This is a genomic window from Plantactinospora soyae (assembly GCF_014874095.1).
Classification (GTDB): domain Bacteria; phylum Actinomycetota; class Actinomycetes; order Mycobacteriales; family Micromonosporaceae; genus Plantactinospora; species Plantactinospora soyae.
Genome location: NZ_JADBEB010000001.1, coordinates 4,949,847 through 4,970,179 on the forward strand (window position 1 = coordinate 4,949,847; position 20,333 = coordinate 4,970,179).

Below are 20,333 nucleotides of genomic sequence, written 5' to 3' on the forward strand. Positions count from 1 at the left end.
CTCACATCCTCGGGTTGATCGACGGTGGATGTCAACCGGAACTTCAGTCGGTCGGGCTCAAGGCGCCTCCACCGTCGGGCTGGGGGTCGCCGCCAGGATCGCCCGCCGAAGTCGGTCCAGTGCGGACGGCAGTGGCGGCGGCAGCCGCTCCACAGGCACCGAGCCGAGGTCGTCAACGGCCTGCGTGGCCAGGGCGAACAATGCGCCGGGCTCGGCCGAGGCGGCCAGGGCGAGGGTGGTCCGGGCGAGTCCGGCCCGGGGATGCCGGCCAGCCAGGTCCGGGTCCGCAGCCAACTGCCGGTGTACGGCGAAGACCGTCGCCCGGAGCCGACCGATCTCCGGCCCGTACCGGCTGTCAATGGATCGTTGACGCTTCCGGTCGGTGCGTACCCGTTCCGGATCCCGGTCGGTGTCGCCGGAGAGCCGCAGCCAGCGCTGTTCGGCGGCCTGCCGACTGCCCAGCCCCAGCGACGTGGCGATCTGCGCCCAGCTCGCCCGCTGCTCCCGGGCGGACTCGAGAAGCTGGCGCTCGGCGTCGTCGAGGCTTCTGCGGAGCGCGCCGAGCAGGTGCAGTGCCGCCAGTGGCTCCGTCCGCTCGGCATCCGTCCCGTAGGCGGCGGCCAGTACGACCGCATGATCGGCGAGCGACTGCCACTGCGTCGCCGCCTCATCGGGCTGGTCACCGTGTCGCATCCGGTCATCGTGCCGGCCACGAGAAGGCGTGTCAACGATTAGTTGACGAAACGGGGCCTTTCGCCGCAGGCCGGAACCTGGTCGAGATCCGCTGCCGAGCGACCTCGACCAGGTGGCCGGATCAGTCCTCGATGGCCTGGTAGAGGGTGGTCCAGAAGTCGTGGATGGCCCGCGCCGAGTCCGGGGTGGACATTCCGGTCTGGGTGAGCAGGATGCCAACGAGCTGGTTCTCCGGGTCGGCGTACGTCGTGGTGCCGGCCCCGCCGTCCCAGCCGAACTGGCCGACGGGTGCGTAGTCGCTGCGGTAGGTGCGTACCGCCATCCCGAAGCCCCAGCCGCCGTGCTGTCCCAGGCCGTACCCCTGGTGGACGGCGTTACGGGCCCAGGCTTCCCGGGCGGCCAACTGCTCCGGCGGGAGGCTGTTGGTGGTCATCAGCAGGGCGGCCGCCCGCGACAGGATCCGTTGACCGTCGTGCATGCCGTGGTTGAGCAGCATCCGGAAGTAGGCGTGGTAGTCGTCGGCGGTTGAGTCCAGGCCGCCGCCGCCCGACTGGAACGCCGGAGGCGTGCTGTGGTGTCCCCCTTCGGCCTCGTCCTCCACGGTGAACTTCCCGGTCTGCCAGTCGGGGGCGTACAGGGGCGGCAGCCGGTCGATCTTGTCGGCGGGTACGTGGAAACCGGTGTCCTTCATGCCCAGCGGTTCGAAGATGCGTTCGCGCAGGAACGTCTCGAACGGCTGGCCGGTCACCCTGGCGACGAGTACGCCGAGCACGTCGTTGCTGATGTTGTACTGCCACCGCTCTCCGGGCTGGTACATCAGCGGCAGCTCGCCAAGGCGGCGCATCCACTCGTCCGGCCCTGGCTCGGGCAACAGCCAGCCGTCCGGCTGGCCGTAAACGCCCTGCTCGAACAGTGCGCCCAGGATCGGGGAGCCCTTCGCCGTCATGTCAATGCCGAGCCCGAACGTGGAGGACAGCAGGTCCCGGACGGTGATCGGCCGATGTGCCGGCACGGTGTCGTCCAGCGGGCCGTCGGGCAGCTTCAGCACCTGCCGGTCGGCGAGTTCGGGCAGCCACTGATCGACCGCGTCGTCCAGCCGCAGCCGGCACTCGTCCAGCAGGACCATCGCGGCCGCGGCCGCGACCGGCTTGGTCGTCGAGGCCATCCGGAAGATGGTGTCCCGCCGCATCGGTGCGCCGCCGTCGTGGCGCATCGTCCCGAGCGCTTCGACGTGCGGTTGTCCGCCCCGGCTGACCAGGGCGACGAGCCCGGGAATCTTCCCGGATTCGACGTGCCGGGCCAGCACCTCGCGCAGCCTGCGCAGCCCTGCCTCGGAGAAGCCGCCGTTGCCAGTTCCCATCGTGAATCTCCTGACCTCAAATGTTCGGTACCCAGAGTGTTTGATCTTGTGGAACCCGTCCCGCCGTGGCGCTCATGGGTTTTGCCCGCGCCGACGTACGAGGGCCGGGGACGAGCCCAGCGCGACCCCGGCCGTGGGGTTGTCAGGCTGCCTTGGCTTCTTTTCCGGTGGCTTCGCCGGCGGCGCGCACGATGGCGTCGGTCAACTGCTTGCGGGCACGGGCCGGGACGTAGCCGCCGTCGGAGTAGTCGTGGACGAACGCCTCGACGAACTGCACCGGATGGTTCCCGACGATCTCGCGGATGGGCGTTCCGTCCGCCGCGGCCTGCTCGAACAGGCTGGCGAGGTTCTCGAACCTCGACGCGTCGCTCTCGGCGTCGGTCGGCACGAAGTGCATCATGTGCCGCTGGATCGCCTCGACCGCCGTGCGGTAGTTCGGCGGAAGCTGCCGTACGCGTGCCTGGTACTGCCGCCACCGCAGCTTGGGACCGATCATCGTCGCGATGAAACCGCCGAATCGAGTGTCGGACATGGTCATCTACCCCCGTCGCGGAGCTGTGCTGAGCCGTTCTGCAAGGAAGCTCCAGATCCTTGAGAACTCTGGTTGGGCGTTCATGCATCGCTGAACGTCTGCGACAGTACGTTGCATTCACTGTTCGGTCAACATGCAACGAGAGCTCAGTTTGCCCGGCCAGAGTCATTACAGGAGCTGGCGTTGCAATGAATATGACACTGAATGCAACGGGCGATCAAGATCCCACGTTGCAATGGACTTCGAGTGATTGCATACTGTGCGACGGGGGTACGGGCGCCGAGGCCCGCGCATGCCGGCAGATGGGAGACGAGCACCGATGCCCGGAGACAGACTCACCGACGAGGATCGGCAGCACATCGCCGCGGGGCTGGCCGAGGGGCTCGGATTCACCGAGATCGGCCGGCGTCTCGGGCGGCCCGCCTCGACCATCATGCGGGAGGTCACCCGCAACGGCGGACCCGACGACTACCGGGCGCAGCGGGCGCAGGAGGCCACCAAGCAGCGTGCCCGCCGGCAGCGGCAGCCCAAGCCTCCGGCGCCACCGGTCGGCGACAGCAGCCATGGGCGTGACCCCCAGGCGGTCCAGAGCCTCACCGAATCCTTCGCCACGCTCCTTGAGCAGCAGGGCATGCCCCGGATGGCCGGCAGGGTGCTGGCCTGCCTGTATGTCACCGACTCCGGCAACCTCACCGCCGCCGACCTGGTCCAGCGACTTCGGGTCAGCCCCGCGTCGATCTCGCAGACCGTCGCCCTCCTCGAACAGCAGGGACTGCTCAAGCGGGAACGAGCTCCCGGCGGGCGCCGCGAACGCTATGTCGTCGACGACGAGCTCTGGGTCCGGTCCACCCTCGCGGCCCTGCACATGAACGACGCCCTGGCCGCCGCGTCGCAGCGCGCGGCGGAGATCCTCGGGGCCGCGACCCCGGCCGGCGCCCGCTTCGGCTCCTCCGCCGAGTTCCTGCTCCTCGTGAACGCGACCCTCGGACAGGTCATCGAGCAGTGGCAGCAGAACCAGGCCGACCGGGACGCCGGGCACCGGGCCTGACCTTTCGGCAGGGCCTCGGAAGGGGGATCTGGCGGCCACGACGACCGTCGACACAGAAACGGTGAGGCAGGTCAGGGGGCAGGACGGCGGGGCACCCAGTAGACGATGCGGCCGGCCAGCAGGGTCGGGTGCACCGTCGGCAGATCCTGTAGCGCCCGGGTGAGCTGGGCGGCGAGATAGATCATCAATCCCGGCCGGTCCTGCTCGTACAGCTGGAGCAGCGCCAGCCGCGCGGGTGAGCACGGCCACTCGGCGCCGCACGACCGGCACCGGAACGACGGGCGCATCGGCGTGTGCGGGCGGCGCGGCGCGTGCGGGCGGGTCATCACCGCTCACCCGGCCGGGGATGCTCGAAACGCTCGCTCCGGGTCGGGGTACGGCTGCCCGCGCGGTACTCGGCGCTGCGCTGGTTCGTCCCTCGTACCCGGGACGGTGGGGGTTGGCCGTCGAGGCAGCGCCAGCGGTATCCGCAGCGGCAGTACCGCCACAGCCGACGCCAGTCCCGGCGGTGCCGTGCCTTGGTGCGACGAATCCCTTTCATCGTGGGCCTCCTGCCGTGGAAATGGAGCGGGGGCGGTGCCGAGACCCGACCGAGCGCAATGGCATCGCCCCCACGCACCGCCCGCCCGACCGTCCTTTTGCGGCGATGTTCCGGCGAATTCGAGTGGTACAACTGTCTTCCACACTGGACCGCCGACCACAAACGGCGGAACACTGGCCACCAGCAGCAAAGAAGACGGACCCACAATCACGCCGGGAAGGGCGGGGAATGTCGATTCACAGCGGAGGACTTGGAAGACTCCTCAAATTCGCTCGTACGAAAGCCGGAATGACGCAGGAGCAACTTGCCGAAAAGATCAACGTATCGACCTCACTGATCGCCAAGTTCGAGACCAGTCGACTTATCCCGAAGTCCGACACGGCACGGCATCTCGACACCGTGTTCGACTCCGGCGACATGTTCCAGGAGTCGGCCGCCGAGGCGCGGGCGTCCTCCCGCGATTCGGTCTGGTTCACGCCGTGGCTGGAGTACGAGCAGCACGCCACCATGGTCCGAAGCTTCCAGCCGACGCTTGTCCCCGGACTGCTCCAGACCGAGGAGTACGCCCGGGCCATTCTCCGGGACGCCGGAACGCGCGTGCCGGACCTGGACGAAACGGTGGCGAGCCGGATCGCTCGGGCCGGCGTCCTGCACCGGGACGAACAGCCGTGCCGGCTCTTCGCGGTGGTCGACGAGTCGGTGCTGCGCCGACCCGTGGGCGGGCCGAAAATCATGTCGGAGCAACTGCACGCGATCGTGCAGGCGTGCGCCCTGCCGAACGTCAGCGTCACCGTGGTGCCGGCCTCGGCGGGCGCCTATCCGGGGCTCAACGGACCATTGGCGGTGGCCACTGTCGACGGTCGCAACGTGGCCTTCCTGGACGATCCGCTGGATGGCCGGGTGGTCGAGGACCCGGATCGGGTCACGGCGCTGGACGAGGTCTGGGAGTCCGTCCGCGAGTACGCTCTACCGGGACGGCCGTCCCTCGAACTGATCATGGAAGCAGCGGAGTCATGGAGCTGATCAACGTGCCGCGCTGGCGGAAGTCCTCCCGCAGCAACGGGCAGGGCGGTGACTGCGTAGAGGTCGCGGACAACCTCGCCGACCGGGTGCTGGTCCGCGACACCAAGGACCGCAACGGCGGCACGCTGGCGTTCGGCCCGGACGCCTGGCGCGCCTTCGTCGCCGAGGTGACCCGCCGGCCGTAGTGCAAGGAAGGGCCCCTTCTTATCGTTTTCTGTATAAGAAGGGCCCCTTCCTAACAGGACCGCCGAAGACAGACGCAGCGCCCCGCCACCCGGATCGACCGGATGGCGGGGCGCTGTGCTGTGTCAACCGCTGAACGAGACCGCCTGGGCACCGGCGGGACGCGTAGCGCGTACCCGATCGGTCAGGCCGGGCGCGGCCCGGAACCGCCGGTGTGCGGCAGGCGCTCGGCGGGGATCACGCCCAGTCGACCGGCCTGGTAGTCCTCGAAGGCCTGGACCAGTTCGGCCCGGGTGTTCATCACGAACGGTCCGTAGTGCGCCACCGGCTCCCGGATCGGCTGACCGCCCATGATGTACAGCTCCAGCGCGGGCGTCGCCGCGTCCTGCTCGGCGTCGGCGGCGAACCGGAGCGCGTCGCCGGGACCGTGCACCGCCAGTTGACCGGTGTGCATCGGCCGCCGATCGCTGCCGACCGTGCCTCGACCGGCGAGGACGTAGACCAGTGCGTTGAAGTCGGGCCGCCACGGCAGCTCGACGGCGGCACCGGGCTGCACTGTCACGTGGGTGATGGTGATCGGGGTGTGCGTGCTGCCGGGCCCGGCATGGCCGGCGACCTCACCGGCGATGACCCGGAGCAGCGCGCCGCCGTCCGGCGTGCTGAGCAGTACCGACTCCCGGCCCCGGATGTCCTGGTAACGCGGCGGGTTCATCTTGGCGACCCGGGGGAGGTTGACCCAGAGCTGTAGGCCGTGGAACAGCCCGCCGCTCATCACCAGGTGCTCCGGCGGCGCCTCGATGTGCAGCAGGCCGGAACCCGCCGTCATCCACTGGGTGTCGCCGTTGGTGATGGTGCCGCCGCCACCGTTCGAGTCCTGGTGGTCGAAGATCCCGTCGATGATGTACGTGACGGTCTCGAACCCCCGGTGGGGGTGCCACGAGGTGCCCTTCGGCTCGCCCGGCGCGTAGTCCACCTCGCCCATCTGGTCGAGGTGGATGAACGGGTCCAACTCGTGCAGCGGTACGCCGGCGAAGGCGCGGCGGACCGGGAAGCCCTCACCCTCGTAGCCGCTGGGCGCGGTGATCAGCCGGCGGACCGGCCGGAAGGTGGTGGTCTCGGCCAGCCGGGGCAGGCGGGGCAGGACCAGGACGTCGTCGACGGTGATCGCGGGCATGGCTAGTTCTCCTTGGCGCTGGGGCTGAGAGATTCGGGGGACGGGGTGCCGTTGGGGTTCAGCCGGTTGCCCAGCCGATCGAAGACCCGGGTGAGGCAGGCGATTTCCGCGTCGTCGAGGTCGTCCATCAGATGACTCCGGACCGACGCCGCGTGGTGCGGTGCGGCCGCCCGGAGCGCGAGTAGTCCGGCGGCGGTCAGTACCGCCTCGTTGCCCCGGCGGTCCTGCGGGCAGCTCTGTCGGGCGACCAGGCCACGACGCTCCATCGAGGAGATCTGGTACGTCAGCCGGCTCGGCGAGAAGACCAGCCGGCTGGCCAGCTCGCCCATCCGGAGGCGTTGCCGAGGGGTCTCGGAGAGCAGCACCAGGACGTGGTAGTCCGCCAGGCTCAGTTCGCTGGTGGCCCGGAGCTCGTCCTCCAGCTGGTTCAGCAGGCGCTGACTCGACTCGATGTACGCCCGCCAGCACGCCAACCGCTCCGCGTCCAGACCCTCAGCCATGTGCCGAGAATAGCACTCTTTCAAATCTGAAGCATCTGTTGGCAGGTGATCGTGCTCACCCTCAGGCCACGCGTGGGCAAAGATCCTCCAGCTTTGAAGGACAGCCGGAGGGCACCGGTCCGCAGGATGGCCGGCGGGGAAAACAGTTGGGACCGGAGCCGTACCGGTGGCACACTGCCGCACCGTGGAAACGATCGAGATCGCCGTACCCGGCCTGGTGTTACGCCCCTGGCGCCCCGACGACGCGGCGGCGGTCCTGCCCGCGCTGCGGGAGCCCGCCATCGCCCGATGGAACCCGGCCCCGACCGTGGTCGACCTGGCCAGCGCCGAAACCTGGCTGGCCCGCCGGGCGGACCTCTCGGGCGGCGAACACGTGTCGCTCGCCGTCACCGACCCGGCCGGCGGCGAACTGCTGGGCTCGGTCTCGCTGCACAGCATCCACGACGGCGGCGCGTCGATCGGCTACTGGACCGTCGAGCCGGCCCGCGGCCGGGGCGTGGCCTCCCGGGCGGTGGCGGCGCTCACCGGCTGGGGCTTCCTCCAGCTCGGGCTGCACCGGGTCGAGCTGTGTCACGCGGTAGCCAACCCCGGCTCGTGCCGGGTCGCCGAGCGCGCCGGCTACCGGCTCGAGGGCACCCTGCGCGACTCCCACCGGTACGGCGACGGCCGCCGCTACGACGAGCACGTGCACGGACGCCTGACGACCGACAGCTGAGCGCGGCGATGCCGGGACCGGTCATGCGCCAGATCACCTGAGCAGCGGCTCGGCCGCCGACCCGCCCCGGAGCCGGCTAGGCTCGGCCGGGTGGATGAACTGGAGTTGGCGGACTGGCGTGAGCAGGTGGCCCGGCTCTATCTGTCGGACCTCGACCTGGCCGGATTCCGGGCGGCCCGGGACGCGCTCTTCGCCGGGCACCCGCAGTCACCGATCCCGCTGACCGACCGACCCCGGTTCACCGGGCTGCGCTACTTCCCGCCCAACCCGGAGGCGGTGGTCGACGTGCCGGTGCGCCCGGCGACCGGCACCCTGAGCATCGACACCGGTGGACCGGACGGAGTGGTGCACTACCGCCGGACCGGCATCGCGGAGACGCCGTGGGGGCCACTGACCCTCTGGTGGATCGAGGCGTACGGCGGTGGGCTGTTCCTGCCGTTCCGGGACGGTACCGCCGCCGCTCGGGAGACGTACGGGGGTGGGCGGTATCTCACCGACACCGTGAAGGGGACGTACGGCCGGGGCCTGACCGTGCTTCCCGGCGGACGCCTCCGGCTCGACTTCAACTACGCCTACAACCCGTCCTGCGCGTACGACGACCGGTGGGCCTGCCCACTGGCGCCGGAGGAGAACCGGATCACCGCGCCGCTCCGGGCCGGCGAGCGCACCTACCACTGACCGGCGCCCGCCGGCTCGCTCCGAACCGAAACCGTCAACCCGGGGCCCCGGCCGGCTGCTGTCCCGGCCAGTTCATCCGCCCGATGAGCTGGCGGGCCTGGTCGGCGAAGGTCGCGTCCACGGTCACCGCGTACTGGTTGGCCCGGAGGCTGCTCGCCGAGGTGAAGTCGCGCCGACCACCGGTCATGGAGTGCGCGATGGCGCCGAAGATGGCGCCCCAGACCGCACCGATGCCCAGGCCGACCAGGATCACCGCCCACCAGTTCCCGACGGTGAAGATGCCGAAGAGCAGTCCGATGAACAGACCGAACCAGGCACCGGTCGCGGCACCGGCCAACCCTGCCCGTGCGGTCGTCATCCGCCCCAGCACCGTCTCGACCAGCGCCAGGTCGGTACCGACGATCGCGGCACGCTCGACCGGGAACTGGTTGTCGGAGAGGAAGTCCACGGCGTACTGCGCCGATGGGTAGTCCGGGTACGAGGCGACGGTCACCGTGGCGTTTCCGGGCCCGGTGCCGCCATCGCTGCCGGGCGTCCTGAACTGGTCGCCGGACGGGCCGGACGGGAGGTCGTTCCCTCCGGTGACACCGGGTACGCCGAGCGTGCCGGAGCGCCACGCCGCCGTCGGGTTCCTGGACATCATGAATCAGCCTCCTTCGTCACCGCTCGGTTCCCCGCCTGGAAGGCGCGGTAACCCGTCGCGGCGACGGGAAACGGACGCCCGTCACGTCGCCCGGGAGTTCCGTCCCCGCCGCGCCCGGATGTCCGGGTACGGGCTCAGCGGGCGGGTACGCGCTCAGCGGGCGGTTACGGTGCCGACGCGTCGATCGGCCGAGGCCAACGCCTCGCGGGTCGCCTCGTCGAGGGGGAAGAACGACTCGACGGAGAGTTCCGCCACGGTGACGTCCAGCGGGGTGCCGAAGGCGAAGACGGTGCTGAAGAAGGCGAGTTCCCGGTCACCGTCCCGGATCCGCAACGGCACCACGACGTCTCCCGGGCCCGGAAGTTCGATCTCCGGCTCGGGCTGGTCGCACGGATAGCCGCGCAACTCGTCGTACAGCTCGGCCAGCTCGGGATCGCCGGTCGTGGCGACCTGCCGGCGGAGCCGGCCGAGCAGGTGGGCCCGCCATTCGCCCAGGTTCACGATCCGCGCCGCCAGCCCGGCCGGATGCAGGCTCAACCGGAGCGCGTTGACCGGCGGGGTGAGCAGCGGTGCCGCGACCCCGTCGGTGAAGACGCCGATGCTGTCGTTCGTCTCGACGAGGTTCCAGCAACGGTCGACGGCGACCGCGGGGTACGGCTGGTGGCCGGTGAGCACCTGCCGGACCGCCGCGCGGATCGGGGCCAGCGCGGGGGAGTCCAGCGGCGTCCGGGGATAGATCGGCGCGTAGCCGGCGGCGAGCAGGAGGTAGTTGCGTTCGCGCAGCGGCACCTCGAGTTGTTCGGCGAGCCGGAGCACCATGTCTCGGCTCGGCATGGCCCGGCCGGTCTCCACGAAGCTCAGATGTCGGGTGGAGATCTCCGCCTGGATGGCGAGTTCCAGTTGGCTCAACCGGCGTCGCTCGCGCCACCCGCGCAGCAACTGGCCGATCGGACGCTGTCGCTGTCCGGCGACCCTCATCTCGTCATCACCACTCTGATCGTACGGATGTGTCGCGGACGGCTCCCCCGAGCCGGCCAGGTCAGGGGGCGAAAGGTTCGCCCCGACAGGGTCGCCGCCCCTCGGGTGGGTGGTGGACGGCGACACTGTCGTGGATCCGTGGACTAACTGGTACAGGCACTGCCGTTCAGGGCGTAACCGCTCGGCGGGGCCAGGGTGCCGCTGTAGGTGCCCTGGAACCCGACGCTGGTGGTGCCGCCGGCGGGCAGCGAACCGTTCCAGGCCGCGTTCCGGACCGTCAGCTGGGTGCCGGACTGGCTCCACGTGCCGCTCCAGCCGCTGCTGAGCCGCACGTTGGACCCGACGGTGAAGGTGAGCGTCCAGCCGGTGAGGGCCGTGCTGTTGTTGGTCACCCGGATCTCGGCCGTGAAGCCGCCGCTCCACTGGTTGGCGGTGTAGCTGACCTGGCAGCTACCGCTGGCGGGCGGAGTGGTCGGTGGTGGCGTGCTGGGGGGTGCCGTGCTGGGTGGGGTGGTCGGTGGGCGGGTGGTCGGCGGTGCGGTGGTGGGCGGGTTGGGCGCGGCCATCGCCATGTCGTACGCGCGCTGCGGAACGAACTGGCCGGCCCCGGCGATGCAGCCGTCGGCCTCGCCCGGCAGCTTGATCCAGAGGAACGCGTCGACCGCCGCGTCACCGGTCTGGTTCGTGCTGGCGGTGCCGATCGCCCGGCCCGCCGGGTCGCACCACTCGCCCCGGGCGTCGGGGCCGTTGCCGTTGCGACTGGTGTCGACGACGATCTTCAATTGTGACGCGCCGGTGGCCGCCACGACCGCCTTCGCGTAGCTGACCGACTCGGCGGTGGTCCGGTAGTTGGAGACGTTGACCGAGATCCCGTCGGCGCTGTTGGCGATGTCGGCGGCGACCAGCCGGGAGGCCATCGCCGAGGGGGTCAGCCAGGCGGAGTGTGCCGCGTCGAAGTAGACCCTGGCCTGGCTGGAGGCGGTCTTGAAGCGCTTGCCGGCGTACGCCATCGACGCCTGCGTCTCGGCCTGCTGCGAGGCGTTCTGGCAGTCCGACATCAGGGCCAGTACGTCCGGTTCGAGGATGATGCTGGCGGGTCGACCGGCGAGACCGGCGGCCACCTGGTCGATCCACTGCCGGTAGGCGGTGTGGTTGGGTAGGCCGCCGCCGCTGGCGCCGCTACAGTCCCGGTTCGGGATGTTGTAGACCACCAGGATCGGGATCTTGCCGGCCGACGCGGCGGCACCGACGAACGCGTCGACCTGGGCGCGTACGGTGCTCGGGTTGTTCTGGGTGAACCACCGGCCCTGTGGCACGCTGGCGATCCGGTCCCGGATGACGGCGGCACGGGAGTCGTTCGGGTTGGCGGCCACCCAGCGGGCTGCGCTGGTGTCCGGGTCGACGTAGAACGCCGAGTCCGCGGCGAGGGCCGGGGCGGGGTTCAAGAGGCCGACACCGACCGCTGTCGTTACGGCGAGCGCCGTTACGGCGACGGCACCGGCCGCGGCGAGCGCGGGTCTGAGGTGCATGCGGTACTCCCTTCGGAACGGTGGGAGATCGAGGGGCATCGCTGGAAGCGCTCCCATAGACATCGACAACGGTAAGGCCATGTTGCGTCCGTGTGAAGCCCCGGTTTCCGGACCCTGCCATCGCCGCAGGTCACCGGCGCGACGAGCCGGCTTCCGCGCCGATCATCAACCGCCCTCCGGCCCAGGCAGGCGCCCCGGAAGCGGTGCTCCGGGTTAGGCTGGGCGCGGCTTCCCGGAAGCCACCGGTCCGCGGGAAGGGCGAAGCCCACCGGGAAGACACCGGTGCCGGAACACCCCGGCGCCCACTTGGGTTGCGTGGCCGAACCTCCTCCTTTCGCCCGACGACGCGGACCTCGGGCCACGAAGGAGTTGCCGTGCCGACCGTGCCGCTGCCCGCAGATCCGAACCTCGAACAACTGCGCCACCAGGCCCGTACCCTGCAACGGGCGGTACGCGCCGGCGAACCCGCCGCGCTGGCCCGGATCGCCGAGCACCACCCGGCGGGCGTACCGGCCGAGGCGGCCCGGGCCGGCTTCCCGCGCCACGCCGCCCAACTCGTGATCGCCCGGGAGTACGGCTTCACCGGCTGGCCCCGGCTCAAGCGGCACCTGGACGTGGTCACTCGCTACCGTCGGGACCCCGACCCGCTCGTCCCGTCCGGTGGCACACCGCTCGTCCCGTCCGGTGCGGTGGCGGCCGAGTTCTGCCGGTCGGCGTGTCTCAACTACGACGACGACGGGCCACGGCGGTGGGCCGAGGCGCGCCGGCTGCTTGCCGAGCGACCCGACCTGACCGCCGGGAACATCTGGGCCGCGGCCGCCGCGGCCGAGCCCGCCGCGGTCGCCCGGTTGCTGGCCGGCGCACCGGAACTGGCCGGGCGGGACGGACCGCCGTACGGCTGGCCCCCGCTGTGCTATCTGAGCTACTCGCGGCTGGACCCGGAGATGCCGGCCGAACCGGTACTGGCGACCGCCCGCCTGCTGCTCGACGCGGGTGCCGATCCGAACGCCGGCTTTCTCTGGCACGGCCTGCCGACGCCGTTCACGGTGCTGACCGGAGTCTTCGGCGAGGGAGAGCAGGGGTCGGGCCGGCAGCCCCGGCATCCGCACTCGCTCGCCCTGGCCCGGCTGCTGCTGGCCGCCGGTGCCGACCCGAACGACGGACAGGCCCTGTACAACCGGATGTTCGGCCCGGACGACGACCACCTGGTGCTGCTCTTCGAGTTCGGCCTCGGCTCGGGGGACGGCGGTCCGTGGCGACGCCGGCTCGGCCCGATGGCCGATCCGCCCGCCGCGCTGCTGCGCCGCCAGCTCGAATGGGCGGTGGCGCACGGCTTCGCCGACCGGGTACGGCTGCTGCTCCGGCACGGCGTCGACGTACGGGCGCCGCTGTCCGACGGGCGTACCCCGGTCGAGGTGGCGGCGGCGCAGGGGCACGCCGAGGTGGTCGAGGTGCTGGCCGGCTTCGGCGTACCCGCTCCGGTACTGCGTGGGGTCGACGCCCTGGTGGCCGCCGTCCTGGCCGGCGAGCGTCGCCGGGTCGCCACGCTGCTGGCCGGCGACTCCGAACTGCTGGCCGCCGCCGTCGCCCGGCATCCCACGCTGATCCTCCGGGCCGGCGCCACCGGCCGGCCGGAGGCGGTCGAGTTGGCGGCCGAACTCGGCTTCGATCCGGACGCCACGGTGGACGGGGCGACCGCGCTGCACTGGGCGGCCTGGCGTGGGGATCTCGAGGTGGCCCGCCGGCTGGTACGCGCGGGAGCCGACCTGGACCGCCGCGACGACCGCTACCACGGCACCCCGCAGGACTGGGCCGGACACGCTCACCGGGACGCACTGGTCGACTACCTGATCGTCCAATCGGGAGCCCGGTCCGGCTCGGTACCCGATGCGAATAGTCCGGAAATATCCGACTGACGACCTGGTTTCTGCCGCTGACTCTCCGTGGCTAATCGATGCCGGCGACGCGTAGGCTGCTGATCGGAGGTGCGGATGGACGCGTCACGAATGGATGCGTCGGGGGCGGCGGGCGGACTATGACATTCGAGTCGGACACGTGGTCGGAAGCGGGATCGCTACGTCACGACGCACTCTTCTACCGGGACGACGACGACTACGTCACCAGCATCCGGTCGTTCGTCGAGGCGGGACTCGCCGCCGACGAGCCGGTCCTGATCGCGGTGCCCGGTCCCCGGCTGGACCTGCTCCGGACGACCCTCGGCGCCAGCACCGACCTGCGGTTCGTCGACATGGCCCGGGACGGGCGCAACCCGGCGTGGATCATCCCCGGCGTTCTGCACGCCTTCGTCGCCGAGAACACCCGGGCCCGGGTACGCATCGTCGGGGAGCCGATCTGGCCGGGCCGGTCGGCGACCGCCTACCCCCGGTGCGTACAGCACGAAGCCCTGATCAACATCGCCCTCGCCAAGTGGCCGGTCAGCATCCTCTGCCCGTACGACTCGGTACGGCTGGACGTCGACACCATCGCCGACGCGGCGAGCACCCACCCGTACCTGATCAGAGGCGGCGACCGGCAGCCCAGCGCCGGCTACGGCCATCCCGAGCGCGTCGTCGACGCCCTGAACCTGCCCTTTCCCGCGCCGGAGCCATCCGCGCCGACGCTGTTCTTCGACGCCTCGGGACTGGCCGAGATGCGGGCGATGGTCGCCGACCTGGCCCGTCAGGCCGGCCTCGCCGCCGAGCGGGTCGAGGACCTGCGGGTCGCGGCGAACGAGATCGCCACGAACGCCGTCGTGCACTCGGGTCGCCCGGCCGTGGCGCGGGTCTGGCTCGACGAGGAGGGCGTGGTCTGCGAGATCACCGGCTCCAGTGTGCTCACCGACCGGCTCGCCGGCCGGATCCCGCCCTCGCCGATCAGCGACAGCGGCCGGGGCCTGCTCCTGGTGAACTACCTCTGCGACCTGGTCCAGGTGCACACCGACGACACGTCCACCGCCGTCCGGCTGCACATGTACCGGTGACCCCGGCCCGGTCTCACTCCCGGGCCGCGGCGGGTGCGCGGCGGGCTCTCGGCACCCGCGCCCCGGCGGAGTCGTCGGCGCCGCCGCCCACGGCCTTCCCGTCGAGGAGCTGCATCACCGGGGTCGCCGCCACCCCGTGTACGACCACGGAAATGATCACCGCCAGACCGGCCGTCGCCCACAGCAGGTCGGTTCCGGGGAAGTAGGCGTGCGTGGTGGCGTACGCCAGGTAGTAGAACGTACCGACGCCACGGATGCCGAACAGGGCGATCACCCAACGTTCGGCGGGCCGGCCCGGGGTGCCGAGCAGCGACAGCCAGCCGGTCAGCGGCCGTACGACGAAGACCAGCGCCAGGGCCACCGCGACCGCCGGCCAGGTCAGCGGGGCCAGCAGCCCGGTGACCACCGCGCCCCCCAGGAGCAGCAGCAACAGGACGGTGAGCAGCCGTTCGACCTGCTCGGCGAAGTTGTGCAGCACCTGGTGGTACTCGTTCGACCGCTCCGCCGCCCGGATCGCCCGAGCCGTCACGAAGACCGCGATGAAGCCGTACCCGCCGATCAGCTCGACCAGGCCGAACGACAGGAAGGTGGCGGCCAGCGCGAGGAAACCCTCCGAGTGCCGGGCCAGCCGCAGTTGCTCCGACCGGGCCCGGAAGAACAGCTTGCCGAGCAGCCATCCGACCAGCAGCCCGCCGGCCACCCCGACCAGGGTCCGGTAGCCGACGTCGACGGTCAGCCACTCGGCCAGCCAGTCCCCGGGCGCCAGGCCCATCGTGGCAATGGCGATGGCGGCGTAGACGAAGGGGAAGGCGAGCCCGTCGTTGAGTCCGGCCTCGGCGGTCAGGGCGAACCGGACCTCGTCCTCGGAGTCCTCGACGTCGGTCGGCTCGCCGACCTGCACGTCGGCGGCGAGCACCGGATCGGTCGGCGCCAGCGCGGCGGCCAGCAGCAGTGCGGCGGCCGGCGCCAGACTCATCCACCACCAGCCCAGTACCGCCACCGCCGCGATGCAGAGCGGCATGGCGATGGCCAGCAGCCGCCAGGCCGAGGACCAGCTGCGCCGGCCGAGCGGGCGGTCGATCTTCAGTCCGGCGCCCATCAGCGCCACGATCACCCCGATCTCGGTGAGCTGGGTGGCTATGCCGGCGTGACTGCGTGGATCCGGTGCCGGCAGTCCGAGCGGCAGCAGGAACACGACCATGCCGAGGCCGAGGAAGGCGATCGGCATGGAGAGCGGCCGACGCTCCAGCACCCGGGGCAGGATGCCGGCGAGCAGCGCGCCGAACCCGATCAACGCATACGAGACAGCGGAGAGATCCACCCCGCCACTCTTTCCCCGCCGGGTCGGTCCGCACGCCTGTCCGGCGGGCCCGGGTGCCGGACGGGTTCGGCCGACCGGGCCGGAGTTCGCATCCCGCCCCAGGTCGGCGGGGCAGGACGGGGGTCAGTCCGGTGCTGTGGTCCCGGGTGGGATCAGCATCTCGAACCAGACGGTGGAGCCGCGGACCGTCGGATCGGTGCCCCAGGCGTCGCTGAGTTGCTCGATCAGCCCGAGCCCCCGACCCCGGCTGCTGAGTTTCTCGGTCCGGGTCCGGGTCACCGTGCCCCGGGTGCCGCTGTCGGCGACCGAGACCAGTAGCCGCTCCGGGCTGAGGTCGATCTCCACCCGGGCGGCGGTGCCGGCGTGCAGCAGCGCGTTGGTGGTCAACTCGCTCGCGCAGAGCACCGCTCCGCTGATCACCTGGTCGGGCACCGCCCAGAGGGTCAACTGGGCGTTCAGCCAGTGCCGGACCCGGCCGGGTGCGGTCGGCTCCGCCGGAACCTCCATGCTCGCCGACCGGCTCGGGGTGGTGGCGTGCTCGACGGCGAGCACTGCGACGTCGTCCTCGGTGCTGCCGGGAACCGCGCCGGTGGCCAGCGCGCAGAGGGTACGGGGGTCACCGGTGGCCGCCCCGGCCAGGCCGGCGGCGAGGATCTCCAGTCCCTCGGTCAGGCTCCGCCGCCGGCGCTCCACCACCCCGTCGCTGAACAGCAGCAGGGTGTCGCCCGGCGGAAAGTCCACGGTCACCGTCGTGCGTGGTCCGTCGAGCCCGAGCGGCACGCCCGGCGGCACGTCGACGTACCGGACGGTGGACGGCTGGCCGGGGGAGCCGCGCCGGATCAGGGGCGGGGGATGACCGGCACTGGCGATCGTCAACCGGTGGCTCTCCGGCCTGATCACCCCGTAGACCACGGTGACGAAGAGTTCGTCGCTGTGCGCCTCCGCGCTCAGGCTGGTCACCAGCCGGTCCAGCCCGGCCAGCACCGGTGTCGGATCGGCGTCGCTCAGCGCGAGCGCCCGCAGCGCCGCGCGTACCTGCCCCATCAGGGCGGCGGCCTGTACGTCGTGACCGGCCACGTCGCCGAGGACCACGGCCAGTTGACCGTCCGGCAGGGCGAAGGCGTCGTAGAAGTCGCCACCGGCCGCGTTGCCGTCGACACCGGCGTCGTAGCGGGCGGCGATCCGGAGCAGCGGCAGGTCGGGCAGGTGCTCCGGCAACATGCTGCGCTGGAGCAGCTGCGCCGTCCCGTGCTGCGTCTCGAACCGTCGGGCCCGCTCGGCCGCCTGGGCCACCAGTTCCGCCGAGGCGGTCAACAGGGCCCGCTCCGGGGGCGGCCAGAGGTGCGGCTGCCGGTAGGCGACCGCGAGCCCGCCGCGCAGGGACGGCGTACGCAGCGGCAGCGCGGCGAGCGCACGGACCTTCTCGTCGTGCCGGTCGACCGCGTTGTTCAGCAGCGGCTGACCGTCGGTGGCGAACATCGGCGTACCGCTGTCGGCCGTCAGCACCAGCGGCGCGGTCGAGCCGGCGTCGTGCCGTCGCCACAACGGCGGAAGGCGTTCGTCGGCCTCGTCCAGCACCTCGCCACGGATCCGCCGTACCACCCGCCAGCCGGGGCCGTCGTCCACGCCGAACTCGGCCTGGTCGGCGCCGAACGTCGAGACGGCGCTGCGCAGTGCGACCCGGGCGACGTCGTCGAGGGTGAGCGTGCCGGACAGTGCCGAGGCCAGCTCGCTGAGACTCTGCAACCGCTGGGTGACCTGCGTCGTCTCGGCGGTCACCGTGAGTACGCCGATGATCTGGCCCACCGTGTCCCGTACGGCGGAGTAGCCCCGGGTGAAGACCGACTGTTCCGCCGTCCGGGACTCCTCGCGGACGACCGGCAGCGGGGCCTCCTTCTCCAGGAAGGCCTCGCCGGTCCGGTAGACCCGTTCGAGTACGTCGCCGACGCCCGGCACGTGCCACACCTCGTGGAACACCTCGGCCGCCGGTCGGCCGAACGCGCCCGGATGCTTGGCCGTGATGAGTTCGGCGAAGCCGTCGTTGTAGATCAGCGCCAGTTCGTCCCCGTACGCCAGGGCCATCGCGACCGGGGCGGAGAGCACCAGCTCGACGACGGCCCGCACCGCGGGGTCCCAGTGCTCCGGGGGACCCAGCGGGGTGTCCAGCCAACGCAGGCCGGCCGGAGGCGCGACCGTCGGACGGGCGGTCGGCAACGCTCCGGCCACGGTGGAAGGGGGAGCGGGAACCCGCCCTACCGTGCCTGGCATGTCAGCAGCCTAGCCGGAACCGCACAATCCGCTCGCCGCACGGATGGCAGGAGCCTCCGATGTGCTGCGGTCCTGGTCAGTCCGGGTCCGGTCGGCTCGCCGGAGTTCCGGTGGTGGTCGCCCGAGGCGGGCGGCGGCTACTCGGCCGAACTGGCGTCGGCCGGGCGACGCCGCATCGCGTCGTCGGCGAGGATCACCGTGGCGACCATCATGGCGACGCAGAGGCTGAACAGCCACGAACCGTCGTCGACCAGTCGGGCCGAGACGGGTGCCTGAAGCGCGGTGAGCAGAAAACCGAGCCAGGCCAGCCGGCGCTGCCGCGTCGAAAGAAACCCAGGAGCCTGATGCATCCCGAAATTCTGCCCTGACAGCCGCCGATCGCCGTCACCCGTTCGGACGATTTGAGGGCGACCTGTCCGCTTGATCCGTCTCTGGCACCCCGGGCGGCATACGTGGTGGCGGCCCGACGGCCCCTCCGGCATGATCGACGAGCGTGTCCACCACCTCCCGCACCACCACCCGGACCTCTCTGCTCGTCCTCGCCTACCTGGCCTTCGTCAGCCTCGGCCTGCCGGACGGCCTGCTGGGCGTCGCCTGGCCGTCGATCCGGTCGGACTTCACGGTGTCGACCGAGGCGGTCGGGCTGCTGCTCACCTCGGGCACCGTCGGCTACCTGATCTCCAGCGTCGTCGCCGGCTTCAGCATCGCCAGGATCGGTGTCGGCTGGCTGCTGGCCGGCAGTACCGCCCTGGCCAGCATCGCGCTCACCGGCTACGCCAGCTCGCCGGGCCTGCCCCTGATGATCGGCTGCGCGCTGCTGCTGGGACTCGGCTCGGGTGCGATCGACGCGGGGCTCAACGCGTACGCCGCCGGTGCGTTCGGTCCGCGCCACATGAACTGGCTGCACGCCTGTTTCGGGCTCGGCGTCGCCATCGGACCACTGATCATGACCACGGTGCTCGGTGCCGGCCTCGCCTGGCGCTGGGGGTACGGCATCGTCGCCGCCGCGCAGGTCGTACTGGCACTGGCCTTCGTCCTCACCGCCCGGAACTGGGCGCAGCACCGACCGGTGACCGGCATCCCCGCTCCGGACGGCGTTCCCGCCCCGCCGACCGGCCCGGTACGGATCGGGGCCACCCTGGCCCTGCCGGCGGTGTGGTTCGGCGCGCTGACCTTCGCGGTCTACGTGGCGATCGAGGTGGCCGCCGGCCTCTGGGCCTTCCTGCTGCTCACCGAGGACCGGGGAATGAGCGCGACCGCGGCCGGCCTCTGCGTGTCGCTCTACTGGGGCAGCCTCTTCGTGGGGCGGGTCGTCCAGGGGCTCTTCGCCAATCGGCTGGGTACCCGGTCGGTGCTGCTGGGCAGCATGCTCGGAATGACCGTCGGGTCGACGTTCGTCGCGCTGCCCGGACCGGCCTGGCTGGCGGTGCTCGGCCTCGCCGTCATCGGGTTCAGCGCGGCGCCGGTCTTCCCGCTGCTCACCCTCACGACGGCCGAGCGGGTGGGCCAACGGCACGCCGATCGCGCGATCGGGGTGCAGATCGGCGCGGCGGGGGTGGGCGCCGCACTACTGCCGGCCGCGTTCGGAGTGCTGATCGGCCGTACCTCGGTCGCGGCGCTCGGGCCCGCGCTGGTGGTGTCGTCGCTGGCCATGCTGGTGCTCTACTGGGCCTCCACCCGACCCCGCCCGGTCCCGGCGCCGTGACGTCCGGCCCGCCGGCCGGGTCGAGCGATGGACGGGTCGTCGCGGGATCAGTGCGTCGGACCGGCCGGTGGGTCGTAGCCGGATCAGTGCGGTCCGGACCGGCCGGTGGTCGACGGCCGGTACTGGCGCTGGTCGTCGGTGGTCTGGCTGGCCCGGTCCCGGGCCGCGCGGCTGTCGGCGGGCGGCTCGTCGGAGTCCGCCTCCGGCCCGTGGCCGAACGCCGACTCCGCACCCGCGTCGTTACCGGTCACGTCGTCGACCTGCCCGTCAGGGGTCGAGCTGGACATCGCCCGTTCCAGATCGCGCAGCGGCAACCGCTCCTCGTCCCGCCAGACGTGCCCGTCGTTGTCGGTCATGTTCTGGCCTTCCCGGCCGGCGGAGGCGGCAAACGCCGGCCGGGCGGCGGTGCCGACGACCCGGACGGCGGTGGCCGCCGGAAGACATCTTCCGGCGGCCACCACA

General features: G+C 71.5%; 22 protein-coding genes. 8 read left to right on the forward strand and 14 right to left on the reverse strand.

Features of this window, described 5'->3' with window-relative positions; translation table 11 throughout:
* Positions 1 to 57: 57 nt before the first annotated feature.
* From H4W31_RS22005 to H4W31_RS22015, 3 genes are all read right to left on the reverse strand, one after another.
* The gene (locus H4W31_RS22005; protein WP_192768375.1) at positions 58 to 693 is read right to left on the reverse strand and encodes a hypothetical protein; all 636 of its coding nucleotides are present in this window, start codon (positions 691 to 693) and stop codon (positions 58 to 60) included.
* 121 nt (positions 694 to 814) lie between these two features.
* Complete coding sequence (locus H4W31_RS22010) at positions 815 to 2,053, reverse strand: serine hydrolase domain-containing protein (RefSeq protein WP_192768376.1); 1,239 nt, start codon at positions 2,051 to 2,053, stop codon at positions 815 to 817.
* Positions 2,054 to 2,195: 142 nt separating this feature from the next.
* Complete coding sequence (locus H4W31_RS22015) at positions 2,196 to 2,585, reverse strand: DUF1048 domain-containing protein (RefSeq protein WP_192768377.1); 390 nt, start codon at positions 2,583 to 2,585, stop codon at positions 2,196 to 2,198.
* Positions 2,586 to 2,904: 319 nt separating this feature from the next.
* Between H4W31_RS22015 and H4W31_RS22020 the strand changes: the two genes are divergently transcribed.
* Entirely contained in the window at positions 2,905 to 3,633 is a 729-nt protein-coding gene (locus H4W31_RS22020; RefSeq protein WP_192768378.1) for a GbsR/MarR family transcriptional regulator, read from the forward strand.
* 71 nt (positions 3,634 to 3,704) lie between these two features.
* Here H4W31_RS22020 and H4W31_RS22025 read toward each other — a convergent pair whose 3' ends face one another.
* Together H4W31_RS22025 and H4W31_RS22030 are read right to left on the reverse strand one after the other, a co-directional pair.
* The gene (locus tag H4W31_RS22025) at positions 3,705 to 3,959 is read right to left on the reverse strand and encodes a flavin reductase (protein WP_192768379.1); all 255 of its coding nucleotides are present in this window, start codon (positions 3,957 to 3,959) and stop codon (positions 3,705 to 3,707) included.
* Positions 3,959 to 4,174, reverse strand: a complete 216-nt coding sequence (locus tag H4W31_RS22030) for a hypothetical protein (RefSeq protein ID WP_192768380.1) — start codon at positions 4,172 to 4,174, stop codon at positions 3,959 to 3,961. Before H4W31_RS22030 ends, H4W31_RS22025 begins: the two co-directional genes overlap by 1 nt.
* A 228-nt stretch (positions 4,175 to 4,402) precedes the next feature.
* Here H4W31_RS22030 and H4W31_RS22035 point away from each other — a divergent pair, with 228 nt between their 5' ends.
* Positions 4,403 to 5,197 carry a helix-turn-helix domain-containing protein gene (locus H4W31_RS22035; RefSeq protein WP_225946941.1) on the forward strand — a complete coding sequence of 265 codons (795 nt, stop codon included), beginning with the start codon at positions 4,403 to 4,405 and terminating at the stop codon, positions 5,195 to 5,197.
* Positions 5,188 to 5,382, forward strand: coding sequence for a DUF397 domain-containing protein (locus tag H4W31_RS22040; RefSeq protein WP_192768382.1), 195 nt, complete (start codon positions 5,188 to 5,190; stop codon positions 5,380 to 5,382). The genes H4W31_RS22035 and H4W31_RS22040 overlap by 10 nt, the downstream gene beginning before the upstream one ends.
* 182 nt (positions 5,383 to 5,564) lie before the next feature.
* Here the strand turns inward: H4W31_RS22040 and H4W31_RS22045 are convergent, their stop codons facing one another.
* Both H4W31_RS22045 and H4W31_RS22050 read right to left on the reverse strand, forming a co-directional pair.
* On the reverse strand, positions 5,565 to 6,554 hold the full coding sequence (locus tag H4W31_RS22045; RefSeq protein ID WP_192768383.1) for a pirin family protein: 990 nt from the start codon (positions 6,552 to 6,554) through the stop codon (positions 5,565 to 5,567).
* 2 nt (positions 6,555 to 6,556) lie between these two features.
* Complete coding sequence (locus tag H4W31_RS22050; RefSeq protein WP_192768384.1) at positions 6,557 to 7,054, reverse strand: MarR family winged helix-turn-helix transcriptional regulator; 498 nt, start codon at positions 7,052 to 7,054, stop codon at positions 6,557 to 6,559.
* 184 nt (positions 7,055 to 7,238) lie between these two features.
* Between H4W31_RS22050 and H4W31_RS22055 the strand changes: the two genes are divergently transcribed.
* Together H4W31_RS22055 and H4W31_RS22060 are read left to right on the forward strand one after the other, a co-directional pair.
* Positions 7,239 to 7,769 carry a GNAT family N-acetyltransferase gene (locus H4W31_RS22055; RefSeq protein WP_192768385.1) on the forward strand — a complete coding sequence of 177 codons (531 nt, stop codon included), beginning with the start codon at positions 7,239 to 7,241 and terminating at the stop codon, positions 7,767 to 7,769.
* A gap of 90 nt (positions 7,770 to 7,859) precedes the next feature.
* Positions 7,860 to 8,447 carry a DUF1684 domain-containing protein gene (locus tag H4W31_RS22060; RefSeq protein WP_192768386.1) on the forward strand — a complete coding sequence of 196 codons (588 nt, stop codon included), beginning with the start codon at positions 7,860 to 7,862 and terminating at the stop codon, positions 8,445 to 8,447.
* A 34-nt stretch (positions 8,448 to 8,481) separates the two neighbouring features.
* Here the strand turns inward: H4W31_RS22060 and H4W31_RS22065 are convergent, their stop codons facing one another.
* The 3 genes from H4W31_RS22065 to H4W31_RS22075 all read right to left on the reverse strand — a co-directional run bounded on the left by H4W31_RS22065 (position 8,482) and on the right by H4W31_RS22075 (position 11,597).
* A complete protein-coding gene (locus H4W31_RS22065; protein WP_404825610.1) occupies positions 8,482 to 9,090 on the reverse strand; it encodes a general stress protein in 609 nt (202 codons plus the stop codon).
* Between the two features lie 153 nt (positions 9,091 to 9,243).
* On the reverse strand, positions 9,244 to 10,068 hold the full coding sequence (locus tag H4W31_RS22070; protein WP_192768387.1) for a helix-turn-helix domain-containing protein: 825 nt from the start codon (positions 10,066 to 10,068) through the stop codon (positions 9,244 to 9,246).
* Between the two features lie 143 nt (positions 10,069 to 10,211).
* Positions 10,212 to 11,597, reverse strand: a complete 1,386-nt coding sequence (locus H4W31_RS22075; RefSeq protein ID WP_192768388.1) for a glycoside hydrolase family 6 protein — start codon at positions 11,595 to 11,597, stop codon at positions 10,212 to 10,214.
* Between the two features lie 374 nt (positions 11,598 to 11,971).
* On the opposite strand from H4W31_RS22075, the gene H4W31_RS44330 reads away from it, so the two are divergent.
* Together H4W31_RS44330 and H4W31_RS22085 are read left to right on the forward strand one after the other, a co-directional pair.
* A complete protein-coding gene (locus H4W31_RS44330; protein WP_192768389.1) occupies positions 11,972 to 13,513 on the forward strand; it encodes an ankyrin repeat domain-containing protein in 1,542 nt (513 codons plus the stop codon).
* Positions 13,514 to 13,632: 119 nt separating this feature from the next.
* Positions 13,633 to 14,577 carry a sensor histidine kinase gene (locus H4W31_RS22085; protein ID WP_192768390.1) on the forward strand — a complete coding sequence of 315 codons (945 nt, stop codon included), beginning with the start codon at positions 13,633 to 13,635 and terminating at the stop codon, positions 14,575 to 14,577.
* A 13-nt stretch (positions 14,578 to 14,590) separates the two neighbouring features.
* On the opposite strand, the gene H4W31_RS22090 is transcribed toward H4W31_RS22085, so the two are convergent.
* From H4W31_RS22090 to H4W31_RS22100, 3 genes are all read right to left on the reverse strand, one after another.
* On the reverse strand, positions 14,591 to 15,898 hold the full coding sequence (locus H4W31_RS22090; RefSeq protein ID WP_192768391.1) for a cation:proton antiporter: 1,308 nt from the start codon (positions 15,896 to 15,898) through the stop codon (positions 14,591 to 14,593).
* A gap of 123 nt (positions 15,899 to 16,021) precedes the next feature.
* Positions 16,022 to 18,166, reverse strand: a complete 2,145-nt coding sequence (locus H4W31_RS22095; RefSeq protein ID WP_192768392.1) for an ATP-binding SpoIIE family protein phosphatase — start codon at positions 18,164 to 18,166, stop codon at positions 16,022 to 16,024.
* 137 nt (positions 18,167 to 18,303) lie between these two features.
* Positions 18,304 to 18,516, reverse strand: coding sequence for a hypothetical protein (locus H4W31_RS22100; protein ID WP_192768393.1), 213 nt, complete (start codon positions 18,514 to 18,516; stop codon positions 18,304 to 18,306).
* Between the two features lie 143 nt (positions 18,517 to 18,659).
* Between H4W31_RS22100 and H4W31_RS22105 the strand changes: the two genes are divergently transcribed.
* Positions 18,660 to 19,871: an MFS transporter gene (locus tag H4W31_RS22105; protein ID WP_192768394.1), complete on the forward strand. Its 1,212-nt coding sequence runs from the start codon at positions 18,660 to 18,662 to the stop codon at positions 19,869 to 19,871.
* 83 nt (positions 19,872 to 19,954) lie between these two features.
* Here H4W31_RS22105 and H4W31_RS22110 read toward each other — a convergent pair whose 3' ends face one another.
* A complete protein-coding gene (locus tag H4W31_RS22110) occupies positions 19,955 to 20,227 on the reverse strand; it encodes a hypothetical protein (RefSeq protein WP_192772304.1) in 273 nt (90 codons plus the stop codon).
* Positions 20,228 to 20,333: the final 106 nt, after the last annotated feature.

Coding starts and splice junctions, on each gene's coding strand:
- H4W31_RS22005 (WP_192768375.1), bottom strand. CDS start 693: ATGCGACACGGTGACCAGCCCGATGAGGCGGCGACGCAGTGGCAGTCG.
- H4W31_RS22010 (WP_192768376.1), bottom strand. CDS start 2,053: ATGGGAACTGGCAACGGCGGCTTCTCCGAGGCAGGGCTGCGCAGGCTG.
- H4W31_RS22015 (WP_192768377.1), bottom strand. CDS start 2,585: ATGTCCGACACTCGATTCGGCGGTTTCATCGCGACGATGATCGGTCCC.
- H4W31_RS22020 (WP_192768378.1), top strand. CDS start 2,905: ATGCCCGGAGACAGACTCACCGACGAGGATCGGCAGCACATCGCCGCG.
- H4W31_RS22025 (WP_192768379.1), bottom strand. CDS start 3,959: ATGACCCGCCCGCACGCGCCGCGCCGCCCGCACACGCCGATGCGCCCG.
- H4W31_RS22030 (WP_192768380.1), bottom strand. CDS start 4,174: ATGAAAGGGATTCGTCGCACCAAGGCACGGCACCGCCGGGACTGGCGT.
- H4W31_RS22035 (WP_225946941.1), top strand. CDS start 4,403: ATGTCGATTCACAGCGGAGGACTTGGAAGACTCCTCAAATTCGCTCGT.
- H4W31_RS22040 (WP_192768382.1), top strand. CDS start 5,188: ATGGAGCTGATCAACGTGCCGCGCTGGCGGAAGTCCTCCCGCAGCAAC.
- H4W31_RS22045 (WP_192768383.1), bottom strand. CDS start 6,554: ATGCCCGCGATCACCGTCGACGACGTCCTGGTCCTGCCCCGCCTGCCC.
- H4W31_RS22050 (WP_192768384.1), bottom strand. CDS start 7,054: ATGGCTGAGGGTCTGGACGCGGAGCGGTTGGCGTGCTGGCGGGCGTAC.
- H4W31_RS22065 (WP_404825610.1), bottom strand. CDS start 9,090: ATGATGTCCAGGAACCCGACGGCGGCGTGGCGCTCCGGCACGCTCGGC.
- H4W31_RS22070 (WP_192768387.1), bottom strand. CDS start 10,068: ATGAGGGTCGCCGGACAGCGACAGCGTCCGATCGGCCAGTTGCTGCGC.
- H4W31_RS22075 (WP_192768388.1), bottom strand. CDS start 11,597: ATGCACCTCAGACCCGCGCTCGCCGCGGCCGGTGCCGTCGCCGTAACG.
- H4W31_RS22085 (WP_192768390.1), top strand. CDS start 13,633: ATGACATTCGAGTCGGACACGTGGTCGGAAGCGGGATCGCTACGTCAC.
- H4W31_RS22095 (WP_192768392.1), bottom strand. CDS start 18,166: ATGCCAGGCACGGTAGGGCGGGTTCCCGCTCCCCCTTCCACCGTGGCC.
- H4W31_RS22100 (WP_192768393.1), bottom strand. CDS start 18,516: ATGCATCAGGCTCCTGGGTTTCTTTCGACGCGGCAGCGCCGGCTGGCC.
- H4W31_RS22110 (WP_192772304.1), bottom strand. CDS start 20,227: ATGACCGACAACGACGGGCACGTCTGGCGGGACGAGGAGCGGTTGCCG.